The sequence below is a fragment of the Maricaulis maris genome, assembly GCF_049116555.1.
Taxonomy (GTDB): domain Bacteria; phylum Pseudomonadota; class Alphaproteobacteria; order Caulobacterales; family Maricaulaceae; genus Maricaulis; species Maricaulis maris_C.
Map to the genome: position 1 here is coordinate 531,750 of NZ_JAGDYT010000006.1, position 18,463 is coordinate 550,212.

19 protein-coding genes are annotated in these 18,463 nt (G+C 64.6%); 15 read left to right on the forward strand and 4 right to left on the reverse strand.

All coding sequences use genetic code 11. The features are described from left to right. Positions 1–285 precede the first annotated feature (285 nt). From JXQ94_RS10145 to JXQ94_RS10160, 4 genes are read left to right on the forward strand one after another with little or no spacing between them, the layout of a single operon-like run. The gene (locus tag JXQ94_RS10145) at positions 286–3,435 is read left to right on the forward strand and encodes a peptidoglycan-binding protein (protein ID WP_421923655.1); all 3,150 of its coding nucleotides are present in this window, start codon (positions 286–288) and stop codon (positions 3,433–3,435) included. A gap of 6 nt (positions 3,436–3,441) precedes the next feature. Beyond that, a complete protein-coding gene (locus JXQ94_RS10150) occupies positions 3,442–4,377 on the forward strand; it encodes a sulfite exporter TauE/SafE family protein (RefSeq protein ID WP_421923656.1) in 936 nt (311 codons plus the stop codon). A 1-nt stretch (position 4,378) separates the two neighbouring features. After that, positions 4,379–5,236 (forward strand): TIGR02186 family protein, encoded by an 858-nt coding sequence (locus JXQ94_RS10155; RefSeq protein ID WP_421923657.1) that lies wholly within the window; start codon positions 4,379–4,381, stop codon positions 5,234–5,236. Positions 5,237–5,273: 37 nt separating this feature from the next. Then, positions 5,274–5,750: a DUF3429 domain-containing protein gene (locus tag JXQ94_RS10160; RefSeq protein ID WP_421923658.1), complete on the forward strand. Its 477-nt coding sequence runs from the start codon at positions 5,274–5,276 to the stop codon at positions 5,748–5,750. A 136-nt stretch (positions 5,751–5,886) separates the two neighbouring features. On the opposite strand, the gene pdeM is transcribed toward JXQ94_RS10160, so the two are convergent. Continuing rightward, entirely contained in the window at positions 5,887–6,588 is a 702-nt protein-coding gene (pdeM, locus tag JXQ94_RS10165; protein WP_421923659.1) for a ligase-associated DNA damage response endonuclease PdeM, read from the reverse strand. Then, entirely contained in the window at positions 6,581–9,055 is a 2,475-nt protein-coding gene (locus tag JXQ94_RS10170; RefSeq protein WP_421923660.1) for a ligase-associated DNA damage response DEXH box helicase, read from the reverse strand. Before JXQ94_RS10170 ends, pdeM begins: the two co-directional genes overlap by 8 nt. A gap of 137 nt (positions 9,056–9,192) precedes the next feature. Here JXQ94_RS10170 and JXQ94_RS10175 point away from each other — a divergent pair, with 137 nt between their 5' ends. From JXQ94_RS10175 to JXQ94_RS10225, 11 genes are all read left to right on the forward strand, one after another. After that, complete coding sequence (locus JXQ94_RS10175; RefSeq protein WP_421923661.1) at positions 9,193–10,140, forward strand: hypothetical protein; 948 nt, start codon at positions 9,193–9,195, stop codon at positions 10,138–10,140. Between the two features lie 109 nt (positions 10,141–10,249). Further along, positions 10,250–10,969 (forward strand): hypothetical protein, encoded by a 720-nt coding sequence (locus JXQ94_RS10180; protein WP_421923662.1) that lies wholly within the window; start codon positions 10,250–10,252, stop codon positions 10,967–10,969. A 74-nt stretch (positions 10,970–11,043) separates the two neighbouring features. Beyond that, positions 11,044–11,874, forward strand: coding sequence for a mechanosensitive ion channel family protein (locus tag JXQ94_RS10185; RefSeq protein ID WP_421923663.1), 831 nt, complete (start codon positions 11,044–11,046; stop codon positions 11,872–11,874). Positions 11,875–11,933: 59 nt separating this feature from the next. Continuing rightward, complete coding sequence (locus JXQ94_RS10190; RefSeq protein ID WP_295691429.1) at positions 11,934–12,254, forward strand: DUF6460 domain-containing protein; 321 nt, start codon at positions 11,934–11,936, stop codon at positions 12,252–12,254. Positions 12,255–12,328: 74 nt separating this feature from the next. Continuing rightward, positions 12,329–13,162 carry a response regulator gene (locus tag JXQ94_RS10195; protein ID WP_421923664.1) on the forward strand — a complete coding sequence of 278 codons (834 nt, stop codon included), beginning with the start codon at positions 12,329–12,331 and terminating at the stop codon, positions 13,160–13,162. A 60-nt stretch (positions 13,163–13,222) separates the two neighbouring features. Continuing rightward, on the forward strand, positions 13,223–13,711 hold the full coding sequence (locus tag JXQ94_RS10200) for a PaaI family thioesterase (RefSeq protein WP_421923665.1): 489 nt from the start codon (positions 13,223–13,225) through the stop codon (positions 13,709–13,711). After that, a complete protein-coding gene (locus JXQ94_RS10205; protein ID WP_295691432.1) occupies positions 13,708–14,139 on the forward strand; it encodes a PaaI family thioesterase in 432 nt (143 codons plus the stop codon). Before JXQ94_RS10200 ends, JXQ94_RS10205 begins: the two co-directional genes overlap by 4 nt. Positions 14,140–14,347: 208 nt before the next feature. Continuing rightward, complete coding sequence (locus JXQ94_RS10210) at positions 14,348–14,671, forward strand: UrcA family protein (protein WP_421923667.1); 324 nt, start codon at positions 14,348–14,350, stop codon at positions 14,669–14,671. A gap of 102 nt (positions 14,672–14,773) precedes the next feature. Further along, positions 14,774–15,154 carry a thiol-disulfide oxidoreductase DCC family protein gene (locus JXQ94_RS10215; protein WP_421923668.1) on the forward strand — a complete coding sequence of 127 codons (381 nt, stop codon included), beginning with the start codon at positions 14,774–14,776 and terminating at the stop codon, positions 15,152–15,154. A gap of 136 nt (positions 15,155–15,290) precedes the next feature. Continuing rightward, positions 15,291–15,647, forward strand: coding sequence for a UrcA family protein (locus JXQ94_RS10220; RefSeq protein ID WP_421923670.1), 357 nt, complete (start codon positions 15,291–15,293; stop codon positions 15,645–15,647). 78 nt (positions 15,648–15,725) lie between these two features. Then, complete coding sequence (locus JXQ94_RS10225) at positions 15,726–17,093, forward strand: MATE family efflux transporter (protein ID WP_421923671.1); 1,368 nt, start codon at positions 15,726–15,728, stop codon at positions 17,091–17,093. Here the strand turns inward: JXQ94_RS10225 and JXQ94_RS10230 are convergent. Together JXQ94_RS10230 and JXQ94_RS10235 are read right to left on the reverse strand one after the other, a co-directional pair. Beyond that, on the reverse strand, positions 17,045–18,076 hold the full coding sequence (locus JXQ94_RS10230) for a quinone-dependent dihydroorotate dehydrogenase (protein WP_421923672.1): 1,032 nt from the start codon (positions 18,074–18,076) through the stop codon (positions 17,045–17,047). The two genes, JXQ94_RS10225 and JXQ94_RS10230, sit on opposite strands and share 49 nt — an antisense overlap. Then, positions 18,073–18,432, reverse strand: coding sequence for a DUF952 domain-containing protein (locus JXQ94_RS10235; RefSeq protein ID WP_421923673.1), 360 nt, complete (start codon positions 18,430–18,432; stop codon positions 18,073–18,075). The genes JXQ94_RS10230 and JXQ94_RS10235 overlap by 4 nt, the downstream gene beginning before the upstream one ends. Positions 18,433–18,463 lie beyond the last annotated feature (31 nt).

Below are 18,463 nucleotides of genomic sequence, written 5' to 3' on the forward strand. Positions count from 1 at the left end.
AGTCGAACCACCGACTTATCCACACATTTTACCCACCATTAACCGAGTCAGAGCCTTGTTCAGACTCAGGATTTCGCGGCTTTGCGCGTCAATCTGAGAATTGGTGTGGAAACACTACATATTGGGTCTCCACCCTCGGTTTACACTATATTAACTGCGGAATAGCCTTCCGCAGGTTTGGCTGGGAGTGCGAATCACATGTCGTCTTTGGGTGGTCCATGGAGCGTTAAGGGGATTGATCCCCGCGCCCGGGCGAGAGCCAAGACGGCTGCGCGCAAGGAGGGCATGACCCTCGGCGAATGGCTCAATCGCGTCATCCTCGAGGACAATGACACCGCCTCCGCTCACTGGGACGACGCCCTGGAGGCCTTTCCGGGTTTTGGTGGCCAGCAATCCCTCACCGAGGACGAAGACAAGCTGCTGCGCGCGATGGTCAACCGCCTGTCCGACCGGATCGACAATTCCGAGCAGATGTCCGCCCGCACGCTGGGCGGCATCGACAAGGCGCTGACCCAGCTGGCCGAGAAGATCACCAAGACCGGCGAGCGCACCAGTGGCGAGCTGAATGCGGCACGCGACAGTCTGAGCCGCGTTCAGAAAAGCCAGGATGAGCTTGGCGATCGCGTGCGTTCCCTGGAGTCCGGTACGGGTAACGGCGCATCACCGGATACGGTGAAGGCGGTCGAGACCACCATCATGAAGCTGGCCCGCCGCCTCTATGAACACGAGAATGACACCGCGGCTCGCGTGCACGCAGTCGATGCCGACACCAAGCATCTCGCCGAGACCCTGGAAGACCGCCTCGCCCGCCTGGAAAACCGGGCCACAGACTTTGCCGACCTGACCAAGAAGCGCGAAGACCGGGCCGCCGAGACCCTGAACGGCCTGCACACCTCGACCGAGATGCTCAAGGCGCGGATCGAAGGCTCCGAGCGGGTCACCAATGACGCCGCCCGCCTTCTGGAGACGTCCTTCTCGCGCCTGGACGACCGTCTGCGCCAACTGGAAACCCGCAATTCATCCGACACGGTCGATCTGGAACGGCGTTTCGAACGCCTCACCGATGATGTCGCGCGGAGTATTGCCGAGACCCGTGGCCAGGTCAGCCAGGCCCTCAACAAGGCGACCTCGGAGCCGCGCGTGGACCGGCTCGAGGACACACTGGCCAAGGCGCTGGACCGGATTGACCGGGCCGAACGTCGCCAGGGCGACAACATGTCCCGGCTTGGCGACGAGATTACGAAACTCGCCGTCGCGATTGATCACCGCCTGACTGAAAGCGAACGCCGCTCAGCAAATGCAATGCGCGAAAGCCAGTCGGAACAGAAACTTGATCGTCGCCTGGATGAGGTCCGCCAAGAACAAAAGGACTCCATGAAGCGCATGGGCGAGGAGGTCACTCGCCTTGGCCGCGCCCTCGGCGATCGCATTGTGAAGTCCGAGGAGCGCTCCGCCGCCCTGGTGGAAACCGCAACCGATCGCATGGGCCAGGTGATGGACCGGCTGGAGCAATCCGGCCGTGACGACAATCTGGAAGATCGTCTGCGCCAGTCCGAGGAACGCACGGCCCAGCGCATCGAGGACGCCATGTCAGGCGTGAAGGATCGCATGAGCGCGGTGCGTGCCGAGACCGAGCAGGCCCTGTCGCCGGTCCAGCGTGCCATGTCAGCCCTCGCCGACCGGCTGGAAGCGATTGAGACGCGCGGCAAGCCTGCCGAGTCCGAGCCATCGGACACCGCCGCCGAAAGGCAGATCACCGCTGATAGTGACGAGATCGAGATCGATTTTGACACCCCGCTCGCGCCGCCGCCGCAGGCTGAAACACCTGCGGGCGGCTTCGATATCGATGGCGATGACCCATTCCTGGCCGAGGCCGCTCAGGCAAGCCCGGCGCCTCCGGCTGCGCCGCTTGCAACCAAGCCCGCGGCACCCGCGGCCGCCCCGGTTCTGCGCGAAACCGCCGCAGCCGCCGCCCCGACGCCCGCACCCGCGCAGCCCACACCCGGGCCTGCCCCTCAGGCACGCGGGCCCGTCCAGCCGCCGGCCCGACCGGCCCAGCCGCAGCGCATGGGCGCCACCGCCGATGCCGATTTCCTCGCCGCTGCCCGTGAACGCACGCGCGCCGGCGTGCCGGGCCAATCACCTGAAGGCGGCGAGCGCCGGGCGCCGCAGTCCAAATTTGGCCGTACCCTGCTCTACACCCTGCCTGTTGTCGCACTGGTCATGCTGTCCGGCGCTGGTGCCCTCCTGATCTGGGAAGCCTGGCAGGGAGATGGGGAACGCGTGGCTGCAGAGGCCGAGGCCGAACGCAGCTTCATTGCCCAGGTCGAAGCCGACCTCTCCGGCTCCGAACAAACACCCGGCACCTCGGCTGACCCAACCCAGCTTGCCGCGGCCGAAACCACGCCCGGCCCCGCACGCGAAACGCCCGTTCAGCAGAACGCGGACCCGGTTTCTGACGACGCCCGCCCGTCCGCGGCAGCGAGTGATCCGGCTCGCCCGCCCGCCAACCAGGTCGCAGACGCAACCGGAACCAGCCTGCCCGCGACTGCGGCAGTTGAGCCGACTCCGGTCCCCGTCCGCACCCCGGTAGAGACCCCGGCTGAAACCCCGGCTAACGGTCCCGGCCGCGTGACGCTGGAAAGCGCGGCCGCCGATGGAAATCCCGTCGCCCGCTACCAGCTGGGCATCCGTGCGTTGGACAATGGAGACGCGCAAACCGCGGCCATCCTGCTGCGCCGCGCCGCCGAACAGGGCATTCCGGCCGCTCAATACCGCTATGGCAAGCTTCTGGAGACCGGCGAGGGCGTCGAGATCAATCTCGAAGACGCCCGCCGCTGGACAGAACGCGCCGCGAATGCGGGTCACCGCCGAGCCATGCACAATCTCGGTGTGATGTACTACTATGGTACCGGTGCCGGGCAGAACATGGATACTGCGGCACGCTGGTTCCAGGAGGCGGCCTTGCTCGGTCTGCGCGATTCCCAGTTCAATCTGGCGCTGCTCTACGAGACCGGCGACGGTGTTCCGCTGAGCCTGCCGGACGCCTATGCCTGGTTCACGATTGCCGCCAGCGACAGCGACCCGACAGCTTCCGAACGCGCGTCCACACTGGCCGAGATGATCGAGCCGGAGGCCCTTCAGGCCGCGCGCGCAACCGCCGCCGGATTCACGCCGCGACCGCTCGATGGTGAGGCCAACGGCATTTATCCCGACCTGCCCTGGGAGCGCGTGGCCACCACGGACATGGTGATGGTTCGCCGGGCCCAGGGCTTCCTTTCAGTTCTCGGCTACGGCCCCGGCCCGCTGGACGGCCAAATCGGCGATCGCACGCGCGATGCCATCATGTCATTCGAGGCCGATCAGGGCCTGCCCCGCACCGGACGTGTCGACCCCGTTCTCGTTGAACGGCTCGAGCGCGCCGCGGCGGGTTGATCCGCGGTGCAGATCTACCTCCCGATCGCAGAAATCTCAGTCAACATCTTCCTATTGCTCGGACTGGGTCTGGGCGTCGGTTTTCTGTCGGGCATGTTCGGGGTCGGTGGCGGCTTCCTGATGACCCCGCTCCTGATCTTCATCGGTGTACCGCCAGCCGTCGCCGTGTCGACCGGCGCCAATCAGATCGTGGCCTCTTCGGCTTCGGGCGTCTTCCCGCACTGGAAACGTAAAACCCTAGATCTCAAGATGGGGGTCCTGTTGCTGATCGGCGGCTCCGCCGGCTCGATCGCCGGCGTACAATTATTCGCCCTGCTTCGGGGCATGGGCCAGATCGATCTGATCATCTCTCTGAGTTATGTGGGCTTTCTCGGTGTTGTCGGAGGTTTGATGATGGTCGAGAGCGTGCGCTCCATCATCCGCGCTGCCAATCCTGACAAGTCCGCCGGCAAGCGTCCGCTGCGCAAGCGCGGCTGGATCGACCGCATGCCCTACAAGATGCGCTTCCCGGCATCGGGGCTCTACATCTCGGTCATCCCGCCGGTCGCCATCGGATTCTTTGTCGGCACATTGGTCGCCATCATGGGGGTGGCGGGCGGCTTCATCATGGTACCGGCCATGATCTACTTGCTGCGCATGCCGACCAATGTCGTGGTCGGAACCTCGCTCTTCCAGATCCTCTTCGTCACGGCCCTGACCACCTTCCTGCAAGCCGCCCAGAACCAGACCGTGGACATCCTGCTGGCCCTCCTCCTGACGGTAGGCGGGGTGATCGGCGCCCAGTTCGGCGCCCGCGCCGGCCGGAATGTGAAGGCCGAGGAATTGCGCGCCCTGCTGGCCGCCCTTGTCCTGGCCGTCTGCCTGAAAATGGGCTGGGACCTGGTGGTCACGCCGTCTGAGCTTTTCGTCATCCTGCCACGCGGCGCCGGGGAGGGATTCTGAGATGATCGCCGCCCTTCTCCTCGCGCTCGGTCTGCAGGGCCAGCCTCAGATCGCGACCGAGGCCCCTGGCATCGTCGCCGCCCTGACCCAGGAAACGGTCGAGATCCGAGAGGATTTCGATGGGGCCGAACTGGTCCTCTACGGGGCGACGCGCGGCCTCACAATCCAGGACGAGATCGTTGTCGTGCTGCGGGGTCCGGGGCGGGATTTGCGGGTGATGCAGAAGGCCCGCAGCTTCGGCATATGGGTCAATTCGGCGCCGCTCGAATTCGATGATGTGCCGAGCTATTACGCCATCGCGACATCGCTGCCGCTGGAAACCATAGCAGGCCCGGAGGAACTCGAGCGCAGCGGCATCGGGCTGCAGGCCATGCTGGAGGCCAATGCCACAGCCATGGAGCCAAGCTGGCTTCTGGGCGCCTCAACGGCCGTCGACGGCGCAGCCCCTGATGCCCGACCGAGCGACCGGCCCGATGGAGCGGGCCTGGACGAACCGCCCGCGATGATCCGCCAGGACCGGGTGAGCGAGTATCTTGATGCAATCGCCCGGGACGGACGCCGCGACAATGTTTTTGCCGAGGCTCAACGCGGTGTCGAAATCCTGGACGGAGGCTTGTTCCGGGCCACAATTGCCTTGCCACCGCTCACCCCGGTCGGCGATTACGTCGCCGAAGTCTATCTCTTCCGCGATGGTCGCCCGATCGCCAGCCGGTCCGCCAGCCTTCGCGTCGAAAAGGCCGGTATCGAGCGCTTCTTCTTCGAATTCGCTCACGACCTGCCCATCCTGTACGGCCTGTTCTGCGTGCTGCTGGCGATGCTGGCCGGCTATATCGCCAATCTGGCCTTCAATCGCCGCTAGGCCTTTTCGCCGGCGACCGCGCGCCTAGATTGGGCGTATGGACAGACACGCTTCCCTCCCCCCGATTCCCCTCTGGCTTGGCCTGACCGGCTGGATACCGTTCTGGCTTCCTGTGCTGTCGACGGCACATGCCCTTGTTACCGACCGGTCCGCCGCCGCTGAAGCTGCCATCTTCGTTATCTATGCCGCGATCATTCTCGGTTTTCTCGGCGGCGTTCGATGGGGGCGGGCACTGGCTCCGGACAAGCACCAGGCACTCGACAACCCGACCTTCGTCCTGTCGATCGTGCCGAGTCTGGCCGGCCTGGCGGCAGCGCTTTTGATCTGGGCGGGCCTGCCACTGATCGCCTTCGCGCTGATCCTGGTTGCCCTCATCACCCATTGGCGCTGGGACCTGGCTGCCAGTCGGCGCGGTGATCTGCCCGCCTGGTATGGCCAGCTGCGCGCCATCCTGACGGCTGGCGCGGTTGGAGCGACCCTTGCGATGCTTGCCCTCTATCCCCTGACCGGCTGATCGCTCCTCCCACCCATCAACCCGGACAGATTTCCGGTTGGCATGCTGGCAGGACCTTCATCCGTGACATCTCCGGCAGCCTGCTGGACTGGGTCAGACATTGGCAATCCGGGTCCGCCTGCGGCCAGGCTGCAGACTAGAAGCGATCCGGCACGCAAGTCTGCGCGGCGACTGGATAGACCCGTGCCCGCCCCATGACGAGCGCACTCGGCGTCTGGCCGAAACAGCGCACAAAGGCCGGATCGCAAACATTCAGACCGCCGGTATAGGCACCAAAGGCCGGCATGACGAGGCGCTGGCCGTCGGTCGCAAAGCAGCGCGCCCGCACCGACCGCCCCTGCCCGCGCACCTTGGCACAGGGGTGGAGATGGCCGGCAATTTCGCCCGGCGCCACACCCTCGGTCGGCTCATGTCGCAAAACCAGGCTTCCAATCTGAAGCGTGTGCCGCACCTCACCACCGAATTGCGGGGGTGGTGCGGGGTCGTGATTGCCCTCGATCCAGACCCAGCGCGAAACGCTGGCGACCAGGTCGGCGAGGCGTTCAGCGTCTGCACCATCCATGCGCCGGTCGGCCAGCTGGTCGTGGAAACTATCCCCCAGCGCGATCAGGGTTTGAGGGCGATGGCGGCTGATGGCAGCCGCCAAACGGCGCAGCGTCGTGCGCGTATCATACGGGGGCAGCATCTGGCCGCCCATGCCGAAAGACGACCCCTTCTCGAAATGCAGGTCCGAGACAATCAGGGTCGCGCTGTCCGGCAGGAGCAGAACACCGTCCCGATCGGCGATCGCACGTGTGTGGGCGAGGCTGAATTCATGGTCGGTGAGCGTGTCAGTCAAGCCGGACGGCCTCCGCAATCAGGTCCTCGGCAGCCTCTTCCAGGATGCTGTCATGGCCCTCGCCATAGACCGGTTCCTTGCCGATCTCCAGCATGACCGGCACGGCCAGGGGCGAGATTCGATCCAACGGCATATGGGTCACCCGGCCACGAATTCGCGCGAGGGCTTCGCCCAAGCGGCGAATGTCCAGCAGGCCGGACGCCGCATCCTGCCAAGCTGCCCGCAGCAGTATGTGATCCGGCTCGTGCTCGCGCAGGACGTCATAGATGAGGTCAGTCGAAAAAGTGACCTGACGCCCGGTCTTCTCCTGCCCCGGAAAGCGGCGCTCGATCAGACCGGCAATCACCGCGCAATTGCGGAAGGTGCGCTTCATCAACTGGCTCTCCGCCAGCCAGGCATCAAGATCATCACCCATCATGTCCTCATCGAAGAGGGCATCGAAATCGAGACCGGACAAGTCACGCAGTCCCCAGACCGAGACGGCATATTCATTGGCGACAAAGCCCATCGGCCTCATCCCCAGTCGCTCCAGACGCTGGGTCAGCAACATGCCGAGGGTCTGATGCGCCAGTCGCCCCTCGAACGGGTAGCAAACCAGATAGTGGCGCGCAGAACGCGGGAAGGTTTCGACCAGAAGCCCGTCGGCTGCCGGCAGACGGGAACGCACCGCCTGGAGACGCAGCCAGTCACCGACCTGGTCCGGCAGGCCATCCCATTGCTCCCGATCCTGGACCATGTCGCGCACGCGGGCTGCCAGATAGGTGGAGAGTGGAAATTTTCCGCCCTGATAGGAGGGGATTTTCGGATCGGCCTCCGCCGCCCGCACGACCCGCGCGGTCATTTCCTCGATACCGACAAAGCGCAGGACCTGGCCGGCGAAGATGAAGGTGTCGCCGGGCGTGAGTTGTTCGACGAACCATTCCTCAATCTGGCCGAGCCGGTGGCCGCCCCGCCCGCGCGCTGACACCACAACATCCAGCATCGGCGCCTCGACAATGGTGCCGACATTCATGCGGTAGCGCTGGGCGATCTGCGGCGTTCGCGCGAGCCATCGCCCGTCCTTGCGCTGAACCAGCCGTCGGAAACGCTCATAAGTATTGAGCGCATAACCCCCTGTCGCGGCAAAATCGAGCACTCGATCAAAGGTCTCGCGGTCGAGATGGGAATAGGGCGCGGCGCTGCGCACCTCATTGAACAGCGCGTCAGCAAAGAAACCATCCCCGCACCCCCGCCCCATGATGTGCTGGGCGAGGACATCGAACGCCCCCGCGCCCAGGGGGTCCCCGTCCAGGGCATTCTCGGCCACGGCGTCGCGCGCAGCCTGGCATTCGAGGTGCTCGAACCGATTGGTTGGCGCCAGCAAAGCCTTCGAAGGCGCGTCGAGTCGGTGATTGGAGCGCCCCAGACGCTGGATGAGACGGGAGGAACCTTTTGGCGCGCCCATCTGCACCACCAGATCGACATCGCCCCAATCGATGCCGAGATCGAGCGTGGAGGTGCAAACCACCGCCTTCAACCGCCCTTCAGCCATCGCCTTTTCCACCTTGCGCCGCTGTTCCGGCGACAGCGATCCATGATGCAGCGCGATCGGCAGATTGTCGGAGTTATGGGACCATAATTCCTGGAAGGTGAGCTCGGCCTGGGAGCGTGTATTGACGAAAACGAGCGCCATCTTCGCGCGTTTGATCCGCCCGTAGACATCCGCCAGGGCGTGCCGACCGGAATGGCCAGCCCAGGGAATGCGGTCCGTGGGGTCGAGGATTTCGACCTCTGGTCGTGCCCCGGGCGCCCCGCGAACGATGCGCGCGAACCGATCTTCCAAAGGCGTCTGAGCCACCAACCAGCGCGCGAGGCCGCCCTCGTCGGCGACAGTCGCGGAGAGGCCCGCCCGCGTCGCCTGGGGTGCCCATTGACGGATGGTCGCGAGGTCGAGCGAGAGCAGGTCGCCACGCTTTTGCGGCGCGATCGCATGAGCTTCGTCGATGATAATGCGCCTGAGGTCGCGAAAGAAGGCTTCCGCATTGGCCGTGGCACAAAAGAGGGCAAGTTGTTCCGGCGTGGTCAGGAGAATGTCCGGCGGATGCGCGCGTTGGCGCTGGCGCTTGCTGGTCGAGGTATCGCCGGTTCGGGTCTCGATCCGCAGATCCAGCCCCATCTCCTCGACCGGCATCATCAGATTGCGCGCGACATCCACGGAAAGCGCCTTGAGCGGCGAGATATAGAGTGTGTGTAGCGCATGAGGCCGGTCACGTCCGGCCTGCGAGACTGCAGATGCCAGATCAATCAGGCTGGGCAGGAAACCGCCCAGTGTCTTGCCGCCCCCGGTGGGTGCAATCAGCAGCGCGTCCTCTCCGGCCTCGGCCGAGGCGATCATCTCGAGCTGGTGGGACCGCGCCGTCCAGCCCCGTGTGGCGAACCAGTCGGCAAAGCGGGGCGGTAGACTGGCGGTGGCTGGCACTGACGGCATCGACTCTCTTTAGCGGCCTCGCAACGAGGCCCCCCATATCTATGGGGGGAAGGCTGCCCTTAGCGTCCCCCTGCCGTTTGTGCCCCGTTTTCGCCATGCTCGCAGGCAAGAGTGACATTAGCGAGGGAAACTGGGTCATGGTCAACGCCGTCATTGAACGGTTTCAACGGCTTGATGCCGCGTTCAGTGAGCGCGCCAGCAAGGGTGAGCGCCTGTATGGCCGCTTCTCCGCCCTTGCCAGCATTTCGTCGTCCGAGACCTCTGATACCCTCGCCGACCGCAGCTTCCAGATCCGCGACAGACTCAATGAAGGCCTGGGCACGTGGAAGTCCCCGGGCCGCGCCATGCGACTCGTCTTTGCCGCGGCACTCGCGGCTTCGAACCGGTCTGCCGACAATTTTTTCACCGTCCGCACCGCCCTGAATGACCGTCGCCGTGAACGCGGCACGCGGGCGCTCAGTCATGGTGGTTCCTGCGCGGCGCTCGCGCTCGTGGTCGCCGGTGGCGAGTCCGGCCAGGTCGACAATTTCTTCGATATTCTGGACGAGATTTCGCTGCCCTGGTGGCGCCGCGTCCCGGCGCGTGAGGATGTCCTCGCCGCGGCCTTTGCGGCGCTCGGCGATACGCCGGAACATGCCCGCACCAAACTCGACAAGGCCCGTCTGGCGCTGCGTTCGGCGGGTGTGCCCGGGCATCATGTCGAGGGGGCTGCCCAGGAAATCTGCCTCGGGCCAGTCGATCCGGGCGAGCTCGCTGCGGCCTGGACCAGTTTGAACACCGCCGTCCGCGGACGCCCCGTTTTGCGCAATGGCGTCGGCAAGACGGGACTGGCCGTGCTCGCTTCGCGCGGGCGCGGGCCGGAGATTGCCGACAAGTTGGTGACCAGTTTCGAGGCCGTCCGCGCGTTGCGACCACGGCCATCGGGCCAGGTCGCCGCACGCCTCGCCATGCGTTTGGCCCAGGCCCAGACCGGAACAAGCGAACCGCATGCCGCCGCCCGAGACCTCGCGGCCATCCTGGCCGCCCAGGCCGCCGTCATCGCAGCCGTGGCCGGCTCGACCGCGGCTGTCGCCGCCGCGACATGACCCCGGCCAGAGCTTCCGGCGTGACAGGCTTTGGGATAAAGCGCTAAGACAGATCACGCCTGTTTCGAGGCGCAACCGTGTCCGGGGGGTAGCGGTGCCATTCAGACAATTGAGTTCAGACCACATTGTCCAGACGCTGGAACGCCTCGGGGCCCGCACCCGCGACCGTTTCCCGGCAGCCAGCTTCAACAATGTCGTTGTCGAGCTGATCGACCTCGCCAAGCGCGACCGACGCCGGAGCCAACGCCTGGCACGGCCTTACCTTTTCCTCCGCGCCGGGATTATTCTCGCGATCCTGCTTGCCCTTGCCGGCCTGGCTTATGTCGGCGAACGGGTCTTCAACTGGGCCCAGGACACCGGAGCAGCTGCCGATGTCTTCACCATCTTTGAAGGCGTCGAGGCCGGCCTCAATATCGTCATCCTGGCCGCGGTCGCGATTTTTACGCTGACACGCGTGGAAGAGCGCCTGAAACGCTCGCTGGCGCTCGATGATCTGCACGAATTGCGGTCAATCGCACACGTCATCGACATGCATCAGCTGACCAAAGACCCCACCGCGCTCCTGCGACTGGGCCCGCGCACCACCGCATCGCCGGAGCGGGCAATGAGCGAGTTCGAACTCGGCCGTTATCTCGATTATTGCGCCGAAGCGCTCAGCCTCGCCGGGAAGATTGCCGCGCTTTATGCCCAGAGCTCTCGAGATCCGGTGGTGATTGCCTCGGTCAATGATATCGAGACCCTGACCTCGAACATGTCTGCGAAGATCTGGCAGAAGATCAATATCGTGCGGGACGCCGCACCCGGTGCTGTCGAGACACCGGCAGAATAGCCGGTTCGGCCCTCCCCTAGCGCGATGAAGGGTGGTAGGAGCTTGTTCAGGATCGAAGACCCAAGGGGGAAGCCATGAATCCCGAAGACCTCATGAATCCGGAAACACTCGCCACACTGGTGGAGACCGGAATCGCCGCCGGCACCAACGTTGTCCTGGCCGCCATTATCCTGATCGTCGGCCTGATGATTGCCGGATCCGTGCGCAAGGCAATCCGCAGTGCCGTGTACAAGAGCGAGCGGATGGACGACACGCTCGGCGCCTTCTTCGGCTCGCTGGCCTATTACGGCATCATGGCGATGGTCGTCATTGCCATGCTGGGCACGTTCGGCATTCCCACGACAAGCTTTGTCGCGACGCTCGGCGCTGCCTCCCTGGCCATCGGCCTTGCCCTGCAGGGCACGCTGTCCAATCTGGCCGCCGGGGTCATGCTGATCCTGTTCCGCCCTTACCGCCTCGGCGATTGGGTCGAGCTGGCCGGCACGTCGGGCGCGGTCAAGGAGATCACGCTCTTCACCACGGTTCTGGCCACCGGCGACAACAAGAAGATCATTGTCCCCAACGGCAAATCCTGGGGTGACACGATCACCAACTACTCGGCCAATCCGACCCGCCGCGTCGATCTCGTTTTCTCGATCGATTATGGCGATGACATCACCAAGGCGCAGGAAGTGATCACCCAGGTTCTCTCGGACGACGCGCGCGTGCACGCGGATCCGGCCGTCTTTACGGCGGTCACGGCGCATGGCGAATCCTCGGTCGATATCGTTGCGCGGGCCTGGTGCGATACCGGTGATTATTGGGGTGTGCATTTCGACGCGATGAAGAACGTCAAGGAAGCTTTCGACAAGAACAGCATTTCCATCCCCTACCCGCACCGCGTCAACATGGCCCGCAAGGGTTGACCGGAAGGACATCGGGGCTGCGGCCCCGATTGCGCCTCATTTGAAGGTAAGCTGGCCCGATGACAGATCGAGACACATCCGCGGAGCGTGCGCCTGAGCGCACGACCTTCGTCCAGCGCCTGATCCGTATCGGCTCGACCGATATCATTCGGGTCGTCGTCCTGTGCGTACTGGCCGGCTTCGTGCTGGCTGCCTTTCACGTCAATCCGCGCCGCCTTTGGGTCGACTTCTTTGGCACCATTGCCGAATCCTGGGGTCGCTTCATTGAATTCCTGACCCATTCGGTTGGCTGGGCGATCGAGTATTTTCTGCTCGGCGCCATCCTAGTCATTCCGATCTGGATCGTGGTTCGTGTCCTCGGGGCCTTGCGCAACCGCTGAACATTTCCGGCAATTCGATTTTGTTAACCACCTTCCTTTGCCGGTTGGCAAGAAAGCCTTGCTAGACGTTCGGCATGAACGCGCGCGCCTCAACCCTACCCGTCTCCCGGACGGCTTCGACGCCCGAGGCGGAATTCACATGCAATGCGGCGCCGCTGCTGCTGGAATCCAACGGCTATCTTCGCAACATGCTGATCGGACTGCTGCGCGACGCCGGCGCGGACCATGTCATGGTCGCCCGGCGAAGCGAGGCGGTGATCGAGCAGATCAGCGAACACCCGCCCAGCGTCATCATCGCTGACTGGCACGACCATGATAATCCCGATGACGACCGGTTGAAGCTCGTGCGCGCCATCCGCGAGACCGAGAATGCCGCCTTTCGCGATACGCCGATCGTCTTCATCTCGCAGCCACGTTCGCGACGCGAGATCGAGCGCGCCCGCGACGCCGGCGTGTCCGAATTCCTGATCACGCCAATCGCGCCCGTCACCCTGCAAGACCGTTTGCGGTCGCTTGATATGAGCCCACGCACCTTCGTCAATGCCGCCCGCTTCACCGGGCCGGACCGGCGTCGCCGGCCACGCCGGGCTCACGGGCCGGCCTACAAGCGAACCGCCGATGTCGACGCCGAGCTGACAACGCCCATGGCTGCCGCCCGCGCAGCAGCCAGCGCCCTCGTCAACGAGACCCAGTTGACCGGCGACCGTCTGGCCATCCGGGTCGGCCGCTCGCTCCAGCGCTTTCTGACTACCGTCAGTGACTACACACCGGTCGAGGCCGAGGTTGTGGAAATGCATCGTGCGGCTCTGGCCCAGCTGGTTCGGATGGTCGAGGACGGCAATCCGCTGCGCGAGCCGGTGGTTACCGGCCTTGAACAGGTCGTCGCCAAGCGCATGGGTCGCCGCTAAGCCCCCTTCCGGCAGAGGACGGGCTGCCTTATCAAGGCGGGAGACCTGTTCAGGATCGCCATGACCGACGACATTCAGTCCCGCCTCGATTCCATCGCCCCGCTCATCGTGACCGGCTCGCCACACGCTGTCGCCCTGGGCCTGTCCCTCGTCTCCTTGACGCCGGGACAGGCTGTGATGCGCGCTCGCTATGATGAAAGCCTTATCGGGGACCCGGATGCCGGAACACTGCATGGCGGTGTCATCACGGCACTGCTGGACCATGCTTGCGGCATGGCGGCATTCGCCGGTTTCGGCGCAAGGGACACACCGGCGACGCTCGACCTGCGGATCGATTATCTGAGGTCGGCAAAGCCGGGGCTGGATGTCACCGCCGAAGCTTATTCGCTGAAGTCGCACGGGCTGGTCGCCTTTGTCCGGGCGACGGCACATGACGGTGATCCCGAAGACCCGGTCGCCATCGCGCAAGCGGCCTTCATGATCACCAAGGCCTCCAAGGCTGCCCAGGAACGCGCGCGCCGCGACTATACCGAAGGGCGCATGTCATGAGCCGTGCGCTGATCGAGACTCTGATGTCGGCTCCTTATGTCGCGCGCTTCGGCGTGCGCCTGGACCAGCGCGGCAATGAGCTGACCGGTGTCCTGCCTTTCGAGGACCATCTGGTCGGCAATCCCCTCATTCCGGCCCTGCACGGCGGGGCGGTCGGTGCATTCCTTGAGATCGTCGCCTCGGCCTCGCTTCTGGCCAGCCAGCCGCTGGACCGTTTGCCCAAGCCGATTGATGTCGCCATCGATTACCTGCGCCCGGCTCGGGCCCAGGACGTTTATGCCCGCGCTGTAGTCGCCCGCTCGGGACGCCGTGTTGCCAATGTCCGTGTCGAGGCCTGGCAGAACCGCATCGATGCGCCGGTCGCAACCCTGCACGGACATTTTCTCATTACACCGGCCCGAAGCGACAGCGAGGCGGACTCCGCCTGAGCGGGGTCGTTCGTCGCCGCTTTGCTCCCATTGGTCGCACTTTCCTGAACCTGGCTTACACCCGACTTACAAAGCGGACAGTTTCTAAACGCCAGCTCTCAAAGGTTTAGGCTGGCGGTCAGGGCGCAGAGAGGTTGCACCGGGCAATCTTCCAATCGTGGTGACGGGTCACAGAGGGGTGACCGGCCACATTGAGGAGACTAGCCCCATGCTTATTACATCACTTGCCGTGCTCACCACGAGCCTGACCCTGACGCCGCTGGCGGTTGCCGCCGATGAAACGGTTCCGACCCAGATCGTCCATTTTCACACCGACGAGCTCAGCAGCGAGGCCGGCTGGGATGAGATCGAGAGCCGCATCCGCGTCGCGACCTCACGTGTCTGCCGCCCGCACGGACTGCGTGGTCTGGTGGCCCAGCGTATCCGCCAAGAGTGCTTCAACTCGACCTATGCGGATGCCATCCGGCAACTCAACAGTGAATATGCCGAAGCCAACAGCCGAAGTGTGGCTGTGGTCGTTTCCGCGCAATAGACGCAAACCCGGTGATCCGGGCGACCGCCCTAGGGGCTGGTGCGGTCGCCTGTGACGCCTTGCCCCATCGCCGAACCCGGTGATGGGTGCCAGACTCCCCCCATGACACACGCCAATGCCGTCACCGCTTACTATGATGATCTCTGCCCGATCTGCCGGCACGAGATGGGTGCCTATGTGAACAAGGCGCCGGACCTGATCCGGTTGCACGACTGCAATGGCGAACTTCCTGCCGACATTGATCGCGACGCGGCCCTTGCCAGCTTGCATGTCCGCCTGCCCGACGGTCGGGTCGAGACCGGTTGGTCCGCTTTCCTGGCCATCTGGGAACGGATGCCGGAAGAGAGCCGCGGTCTGCGCTGGCTGGCAAGGCTGACCCGACCCGCTCCGATCCGGATCGTACTGAACCAGATCTATCTCTGGCTCGCGCCGCTTCGGCCGCGCGACCGGTGCCGCGATGGGGTTTGCGAGCGCCCGAACTAGGCCCATACAAATATGAATGAGCGCCAGACTCGGAACAGAGCTGCCATTCCGTAGGATAATCAGAAAAGCTTCTTAAGTAGGCCATCTGACGCCATGCAATATCGCATGATGTCTTGATCAAGCCCTGGAGCTTTCCATGACCATCCTTGCAAAAACCCTCATCACCAGCCTCGCTCTGGCCGGGATCGCTGCGATCTGCCTCGGCTCATCCGCTCATGCCCAGCCCACAGCCAGTCCGGCATCGGCGGCCCGAGCCGACATTCCCTTCCAGCGTGAAGACCTGGTCGACCCTGCGCGGCTTGCCCACCTGCAGGACCAGATCGAGGCGGCCGCCACCCGCGTTTGCCGCGAAGACCTGCAGGGCGACCCGCTGCGATTATTGATGCTGCGCGCCTGCATACGCGACGCGACTCGTCGCGCGATGGAGACGCTGGAACACCACCAGGGCAATGCCCAAACCCTCGCCCGCAGCGAGACGCGAAATCAGCGCTGACCCGGATCGCCGGCGGCGCCCCCTCTAGGCGGGGGCGTCGCTATTGCACGGCTTGCCCGGGCGGGCTAGGTGCGGACCATGTCTATTCCGTCCCTGACCCGGCTCGACGTCATCAAGCGGGCCTGGCCGCTGGTCTTCGCCAATGCGGCCGTGCCGCTCGCCGGCGTCGCCGATACCTTCGTGCTCGGCCTGTCTGGCGACAAGGCGGATCTGGGCGGCGTCGCCCTGGGCGGCGCGCTCTTCTCGGTCTTCTATTGGAGCTTCTACTTTCTGCGCATGGGCACAACCGGACTGACTGCCCAGGCAGACGGCGCGGGCGACCTCGCGGAGACCCAGCGCATATTGCTGCGCGCGCTCGCCATTGCCGGGACCCTCGGCCTCCTCGTCCTCCTGTTGCGCGACCTCATCGCCCTGGCCGGTTTTGCCATCCTGCAGGGTGAGGCCCGTGTTGAAGACAAGGGCGCCGACTATCTGCTCGCCCGTGCCTGGGGCACACCGGCCGCGCTTGCCTGCTTTGCCCTGTCAGGCTGGCTTATTGGCCTGGGGCGCAATGCCTCGACCCTGGCGATCTACGTCGCCTTCAGCGTCATCAATATCGCTCTCGACCTCTGGTTCGTGCTGGGTCTCGGCTACGGACCGGGCGGCGTCGGCGCCGCGACAGCAATCGCCGAATGGGTCGCCCTCGTGATCGGCCTGGGCTTCATGGCCTTCGTCCTGAGAGGCCAGTCCGGCTGGGCTCAAGGCGTTCTGGACCGGGTCAAACTGCTCGACCCTGCGGCCATTCGCGAGCTCTTCCAGGTCAATGTGAACCTGATGATCCGGACCTGGTCACTGGTCATCGGCTTTACCTGGTTTGCCAATGCCGGCGCGCGGCAGGGAACGGCGGCACTGGCCGGCAATCACGTGCTCTTGCAGGTGATCTCGGTCTGGGCTTTCGTGCTCGATGCCTTCGCTTTTGTTGCCGAGACCGAGGCCGGCCGCGCTTACGGGCGGCGATCCGTGCGCGATCTGCGGCGCTCGGTCCAGCTGACCGGCGAACCGATGCTGATCGCTGGCGGGATTTTCGCGATTGCGACATGGCTGTTCGGCGAAGCCGCGCTGACGGCCCTGATCGAGGACCCCGAGGCACGCGCTGCGGCGATCACCTATTTGCCCTGGTGCGCTGTCGTGCCCTTCCTGGGAGCACCGGCCTGGCTGATGGACGGCATCTTCATCGGTACGACCAGCGGCAAGATATTGCGCAATGCCGGCATCGCGGCAGTTGTGGTCTATCTGATCGCGGATGCCATGCTGGCACCCGCATTCGGCAATCACGGTGTCTGGGCAGCGTTCCTGGTCTTCTACCTGGCCCGCGCCGGCGCTCTCATGAGCGCCTATCCGGCCCTGGAGCGCCGACTTCACTCGGCGCCGACAGCCTCGGAAATCGACACGAAACCGTCGGCCTGAAGCCGCTCAACCAGCCCGATCTTGATGCGCTGGATCAGGCCAGGCCCCTCATAGATCAGACCCGTATAAAGCTGGATCGCATTGGCCCCCGCGCGGATCTTGGCGTAGGCGGTCTCGGCGCAGGACACGCCGCCAACCCCGATAATGGCCATGTCCGGTCCGGCGGCCTTGCGGAAAACCCGCACCAGCTCGGTCGAACGCGCAAAGACCGGGGGGCCCGACAGGCCGCCCCCCTCCCCCATCTTGTCGCTGATCAGGCTTTCCGGTCGCGTGATCGTGGTGTTGGCGATAATGATGCCGTCCAGTCCGTGACGCCGGATGGCCTCAACCATGACCTCCGCCTCGCTGTCCGCGATATCCGGCGCGATCTTGAGGAAGACAGGCGCCTTCGCCCCGACAGCGGCAACGGCCGCGAGCAAGTCGTCGAGAGCACCCGATGATTGCAGGGTGCGCAGGCCTGGCGTGTTGGGCGAGGAGATATTGACGGTGAAGAATTGCGCGAAATCCTGCAGCTCACGCAGACAGGCGACATAATCCGCGACCCGGTCCTCACTATCCAGATTGGCACCCAGATTGACACCGACCACGCCCTTGCGGCCGGAACGGCGGGCGAGTCGCGCCTTGAACAGGTCGAGCCCCTGATTGGGAAAGCCCATGCGATTGATCACCGCGCGATCTTCCTCGAGCCGGAAAATGCGCGGCTTGGGCTTGCCATCCTGTGCGCGTGGCGTCACCGCACCGCATTCGACAAATCCGAAACCGGCAGCCAGGAGGGCGTCAGGGGTTTCAGCATTCTTGTCGAAGCCGGCAGCGAGCCCGACCGGATTGGGCAGGTCGAGACCGGCCAGTCGGGTGTGCAGGATGTCCGGATCGCGGCTGAACTGGCGCGGCCCCAGGCCAAGCTTGAGCCCCTGGATGCCCAGTCGATGCGCGGTTTCCGGGTCGAAACCATGCAGAAGGCGCGTGGCCAGATCATGGATCATGAGCGGCTCTCCAGCTCGGAAGGCAGGATCCAATCCCCCTCCTCATTGCGGCGGACATGGCGCAGACCGCGCACGGCGCTGGCCGGGATCTCGCCATAGACATGCGGAAACAGCGCTCCGCCACGTGACTTTTCCCACTTCACCGTCTCGCCGAGGGCGGTGAGGTCGATCTCCACCAGCAGCAGACGCTCATGGTCATTATAGTGCTTGATCAACGTGCCTTCGACCTGGTCGGCCGCGGACAGATGGATAAAGCCATCGGCGACATCATGCGGGTCACCGGTGAAGCGGCCGTCGGCCATCACCTGTGACCAGCGATCCGGCGTGGCGAGGCGGAATGCGGTTTTCGTGGTCATGGTGAGGGCCTAGCGCTCGGCGCGGATTCGG